The sequence below is a fragment of the Marinobacter bryozoorum genome, from assembly GCF_023156245.1.
In the GTDB taxonomy this organism is placed as follows: Bacteria; Pseudomonadota; Gammaproteobacteria; order Pseudomonadales; family Oleiphilaceae; genus Marinobacter; species Marinobacter bryozoorum.
The window spans coordinates 1-4,456 of the sequence record NZ_JAKZAH010000079.1 but is presented as its reverse complement, the minus strand read 5'-3'; the positions used below and the strand labels follow the sequence as shown (position 1 = coordinate 4,456).

General features: G+C 55.9%; 3 protein-coding genes. 1 reads left to right on the top strand and 2 read right to left on the bottom strand.

The annotated features are described in order from the left end of the window. Nucleotides 1-281: 281 nt before the first annotated feature. Together MLC59_RS19435 and pilB are read right to left on the bottom strand one after the other, a co-directional pair. Nucleotides 282-1,511 (bottom strand): type II secretion system F family protein, encoded by a 1,230-nt coding sequence (locus tag MLC59_RS19435; protein ID WP_248237252.1) that lies wholly within the window; start codon nt 1,509-1,511, stop codon nt 282-284. A 2-nt stretch (nt 1,512-1,513) separates the two neighbouring features. After that, nucleotides 1,514-3,235, bottom strand: coding sequence for a type IV-A pilus assembly ATPase PilB (gene pilB, locus MLC59_RS19430; protein ID WP_248237251.1), 1,722 nt, complete (start codon nt 3,233-3,235; stop codon nt 1,514-1,516). Between the two features lie 381 nt (nt 3,236-3,616). On the opposite strand from pilB, the gene MLC59_RS19420 reads away from it, so the two are divergent. Beyond that, a complete protein-coding gene (locus tag MLC59_RS19420; RefSeq protein WP_427901747.1) occupies nt 3,617-4,075 on the top strand; it encodes a pilin in 459 nt (152 codons plus the stop codon). The last annotated feature ends 381 nt before the right edge of the window (nt 4,076-4,456 follow it).

The following is a 4,456-nucleotide window of genomic DNA, read 5'->3' as shown; positions in this document are numbered from 1 at the left end:
GGATAGTGTCGGTAACATCTATCCTGGCGCATCGCGACGCCGATTTGGAGTGGGGAGGAGACCATCCCATCTCGAAAAACTGAACCGCAATCAATAGAGCTTTCTTCGTCTTTTCATTTAGTGGGTTTAGTGGATTTCGTGGCCAATATCTTTGGGCTTATTCTTCCATACCCCGTTCGCCCTGAGCCTGTCGAAGGGCGGTATATCCCAAGCCCAGAAAAGCCCTCCAGCTCCCCCCGCTCGCCCTGAGCTTGTCGAAGGGCCCTGGATTCCGTGGCAGCCTATACCACTTGCCCCATCTGGAAGATAGGCAAATACATGGCTACAATCAGGCCCCCAACCAGCACACCCAGCACCGACATAATCATCGGCTCCATCAGCGCGGTCAGGTTATCCACCATATCGTCCACCACGGCCTCGTAGTGTTCTGCCACCTTACCCAGCATCTCATCAAGATTACCCGACTCCTCACCGATGGCTGTCAGTTGCACGGCCATGACCGGGAAAATGCCAGTCTCCCGCATGGCGGTCTGCAGTTGCACACCGGAAGATACCTCGTCTTTGATCTTGAAAATGGCATCCCGGTACACCGCGTTGCCGGTGGCCCCGGCCACCGAGTCCAGGGCATCGACGAGAGGCACGCCGGAGGCAAAGGTTGTCGAGAGCACCCGGCCAAACTTGGCGACGGCAGATTTGTCGAGGATTTCGCCGACAATGGGTATTTTTAGTACATATTTGTCTACAAGGTCGGAGAATTTCTGTGAGCGTCGCTTTGCCTCACGAAAGCCGAATATGAACGCGATGATCCCCAGCAGTACGACAAACCACCACTTCTGCATCCATTCCGACAGGTTGATCACCATCTGGGTAAACACAGGAAGGTCGGCGCCAAAGCCCTGGAACAGGCTCTCAAACTGCGGCACGACTTTAACCAGCAAAATAGCCGTAACAATAATCGCGACCACAATAACCGCAATCGGATAAGTCATGGCCTTCTTGACCTTCTTCTTGAGAATCTCGGTTTTCTCAAGGTAGGTCGCAATCCGGTCCAGCATCTGCTCCAGCGCACCGGCCTTCTCGCCGGAGTCCACCAGGTTGCAGTACAGGTCGTTGAAGTGCTTGGGATGGCGGCGCAATGCGCCGGCAAAGCTGGTGCCCGCGGCTACATCGTTACGTATGGCAACCACCAGTTCCTGCAGGCCCTTGTTGTCCAGGCCGTCGGCCACGATGTCAAAGCTCTGCACCAGTGGTACACCGGCCTTCATCATGGTAGCCAGTTGGCGTGTGAACATGGCGATATCAAAGGGCGTGACCTTCTTGCTGCCACCAAACAGAGGCTTGGGCTTGCGCTTGCGCTTGACCTTGCTGGGCATTACCCCCTGCTTGCGCAACTGGGCCTTCACTAGCGCCAGGTTGGTGCCGGAGATTTCCCCCTTGGCCTTGTTGCCCTTGCGGTCTTTACCTTCCCAGACATACGCCTGAAGTTTTTCTGCCTTCTGTGCCTGTGCCATGCTTAATCCTTCGTTACGCGGTTGGCTTCCTCAAGGCTGGTCACGCCTTCAATCACCTTGCGAAGGGCGGACTGACGCAGCGTACGGAAACCTTCTTGCAGGGCCTGGCGGGCAATCTCGATGGAGCTGGCTTCTTCCATAATCATATTCGCCAGTGCATCGGTCACTTTCACCACCTCGTAGATGCCTACGCGGCCCTTATAACCTCCATTGCATTTATCACAGCCCTTGGGTGTGTACAACGTGAAGCCAGTTTCAATTTGTTCTTCTGTGAACCCTTCCTTCAAAAGGGTTTCCTTCGGCACATCCAGTCGTTGTTTGCAGCTGTTGCACAGGCGCCGGCCCAGCCGCTGGGCGATGATCAGGCTCACCGAGGTAGCGATGTTGAAGGCGGGCACGCCCATGTTCATCATCCGGGTCAGCGTTTCTGCAGCGCTGTTGGTGTGCAGAGTCGATAGTACCAGGTGACCGGTCTGGGCGGCCTTGATGGCGATATTGGCCGTCTCCAGGTCCCGGATCTCGCCCACCATGATCACATCCGGGTCTTGCCGCAGGAACGCCCGCAACGCCTCGGCAAAGCCCAGGCCCACCTTGTTGTTGACGTTAACCTGGTTGATGCCTTCCAGGTTTATTTCCGCCGGGTCTTCCGCCGTGGAGATGTTGATCTCCGGCTGGTTAAGAATATTCAGGCCGGTATACAGGGACACGGTCTTGCCGGAGCCGGTCGGGCCGGTCACCAGGATCATGCCCTGGGGCTGTTTAAGGGCATTGAGGTAGAGTTCCTTCTGGTCCTCTTCATAGCCCAGTGCATCAATGCCCATCTTGGCCTGGCTGGGGTCCAGAATCCGCAGCACAATCTTCTCACCCCACAAGGTGGGCAGGGTGTTCACCCGGAAGTCGATGGCCTTGGTCTTGGACAGCTTCATCTTGATGCGGCCATCCTGGGGCACCCGGCGCTCGGAGATGTCCAGTTGCGCCATAATCTTGACCCGGGCGGAGATCTTCGGCGCCAGCTTGATGGAAGGCCGGGAGATTTCCTTCAGCATGCCATCTGTCCGGTAGCGTACCCGGTAGACCTTCTCGTAGGGTTCGAAGTGGATGTCGGAAGCCCCGCCGCGAATGGCGTCCAACAGCACCTTGTTGACGTATTTGACGATAGGCGCGTCATCCACGTCGGTCTTGGCGTTTGTGGCGCCGTCGTCATCATCCTGGTCGCCGCCCTCGGTTTCCACACCTTCCAGGTCCGCGTCTTCCAGGTCGCCCATGGTCTGGTCCTGGGACTCCAGGTACTTGTCGATAGCCACCCGCAGGGCGGCATCATCCACCAGCACCGCATCGGTACTCAGCCCGGTGTTGAACTTGATCTCATCCAGGGCCTGGATGTTGGTGGGGTCCGATACCGCGATAAACAGTCGGTTGCCTCTTTTGTAGAGCGGCAGGGCGTTGTGCTTGCGGATCAGTTTTTCATCCACCAGCTTGTCCGGCAGCATCTCCGGCGCAAAGCTGCCCAGGTCCAGCACGCTGACACCGAACTCCATCGCTGCCGCGAAGGCAAGCTTCTGGCTGTCGGCCAACTGGTTCTGGACCAGGTAAGTGATCAGCGGAATACGATTGTTGGCCGCCTGCAGGTAGGCGTCCTTCGCGACGTCTTCATCGAGCAGGCCGTCTTCCACAAAACGCCGGGCCAGGCCGGTAAGGGTCACGTTGCTTTGGTTGGTTGCCATAGGTGTCGAGCTTCTGTCGGTAACGCACTGACAGGCGGGTGAATTGCCTGTGGTGACTGGATGACACAGAGTTTAGATGGCCCAAGTATGATTGGAAAGGCTGGCGGTTGACCATTTGTGTCACCCAGGTGTGTGAGTGGCTTCGCAGTGTGACGCTGTGCGTCAGTGAGCGACCGGATTGGTCATGTGAAACAGGCCTCAAAACCCATGGCAGCGCAGTCGTCAGAAGAACGTAAAATCATGAAAAATGGCGAATAGTTGCTGTCCATCAAAAACTGGCACGGCAGGTGCTGTATTCTTCGCAGGCTCACACCGGTTCGGGGGCAAAGCTCCGCCGGCCCCGGAGCCATACGGGAAAACGCAAAACACAGAGGCACGTTTATGAAAAACATTCAGATGAATCATGGTCAGAAGGGTTTCACCCTGATCGAACTGATGATCGTTGTGGCGATTATTGGTATTTTGGCGGCTGTGGCTATTCCGGCTTATCAGGATTATGTGGCCCGCTCCCAGGTTTCCGAGGGCATGGCAACAGCCGGAGCTGTGAAGACTTCTATTACTGAGTTTTATCAATCTCAAGGGGCATTCCCTCCCGCTAACCAATATCAAGAAACCAATGGCGGACGGTACACCGACAATGTCACTCATGCCGATACTGGAGTTATAACGGTAACCATGCGGAATGCAGCGCCGGTGAATAACGCCATTCGTGCCTATACCTTTACTCTCACCCCGGCACTAAACGCTGCGGGTAACGCAATCGTGAATTGGAACTGTGACACTGCTGGCGATATCAAGTATCTGCCGTCTGGCTGTCAGGCTCCGGCTGCTGCTCCCTAAATCCTATGTGGCTTAGTCATAGTAGGTAGTCATGGACAGGCACTAGCCTGACCCGATCCAAAAGGCCCGGAGGTTTCGACCCCCCGGGCCTTTTCTGTTGTGCGCCAGGCATGGCGCGTAGCGCCCTGGCGGGCGCTGTTCCGGTTCAGGTGGCGCTGGCCATCATCATGGACAGGCACTCGATAGAAGGCATGTTGGAATAGTCGTTCTCTGGCCCTCGGTTCACGCCTGAAATGTCATTGACCGTTTCAGCCTATGGCACTAATTGCCATCAGGCAGTGCGGTGAGTGATCATGGACAGGCACTAGTGTGCCTTAACAAAAGTTCATCGACCTAATTAAAATTCAAGAGTAGAATAATTGCAAAAGGCATCGATGGAGC

Bases quoted from the DNA above. Each gene is read 5' to 3' on its own strand.
- MLC59_RS19420 (WP_427901747.1), top strand. From the start codon at position 3,617: ATGAAAAACATTCAGATGAATCATGGTCAGAAGGGTTTCACCCTGATC.
- MLC59_RS19435 (WP_248237252.1), bottom strand. From the start codon at position 1,511: ATGGCACAGGCACAGAAGGCAGAAAAACTTCAGGCGTATGTCTGGGAA.
- pilB (WP_248237251.1), bottom strand. From the start codon at position 3,235: ATGGCAACCAACCAAAGCAACGTGACCCTTACCGGCCTGGCCCGGCGT.